We start from the raw sequence: 698 nt of genomic DNA on the forward strand, positions 1-698 counted from the left end.
CTCGTATGGAATCTCGGCGATGTTGAGATCTGCGCTTTCCATGAGGCGTCTAACGTTCGACGTAAGGGGCGGATTGCGGCTTGCCGCAAGACGTCCCCTTGACGGAGGGGTTAGGCCGATACCGCTGCTGGTAGGAATTGACTGATCTTGGAGTCACCATACGTGCGGAGGACTTGGGAAACAATGACTTGATAGCCCGCGAGCCAATCGCCCTGCGCAGCCTTTGCTTTGAGATGAAGGGGATGCGTGACCAGCTGTTGCAAGGCCTCCAGTGACTCCCAGTAGTACACATTGGAAACCAAGCCAGTTTCAGCGTTTTCCCAGGACTCTTCGCCCAAGTAGCCAGGGATCGACTTTGCCATGGCTGCGATCTCTTGATCCAATCGATGGAATGCCTCATCAAACTGGCCCTTGGCAAAGATGAATGTGGACGAATACATATCTGACCTGAAAGATGGAGCGGGGATAGGAAGTATCACTTGACTTCGAGTGGTCAAAGTAAGTGAACATGTGTTTTCACGAAGGGCCTAACGTTTGAGGTGAGGCGCGGCTTGCGGCTTGCCGCAAGACGTCGCCTCGACTGAAGGGTTAGATTTCTTGCAGAACGCGAAGTAGGCAAAAGGCATGAAGTAGAAGACAAGCCAATGGCCTGAAAACCCGCGTAACTCGTTGGCCTTGAGTGATGCGTACTCGTTCGC

Annotated in this window: 1 protein-coding gene; it reads right to left on the reverse strand. The window is 53.2% G+C overall.

The window, feature by feature from the left end; genetic code table 11:
• Nucleotides 1–110: 110 nt before the first annotated feature.
• Nucleotides 111–440: an antibiotic biosynthesis monooxygenase family protein gene (locus tag AC1DYI_RS37650; RefSeq protein ID WP_477209151.1), complete on the reverse strand. Its 330-nt coding sequence runs from the start codon at nucleotides 438–440 to the stop codon at nucleotides 111–113.
• Nucleotides 441–698: the final 258 nt, after the last annotated feature.

The sequence above is a fragment of the Ideonella sp. P3_A4 genome (genome assembly GCF_056403075.1).

Bases quoted from the DNA above. Each gene is read 5' to 3' on its own strand.
- AC1DYI_RS37650 (WP_477209151.1), bottom strand. From the start codon at position 440: ATGTATTCGTCCACATTCATCTTTGCCAAGGGCCAGTTTGATGAGGCA.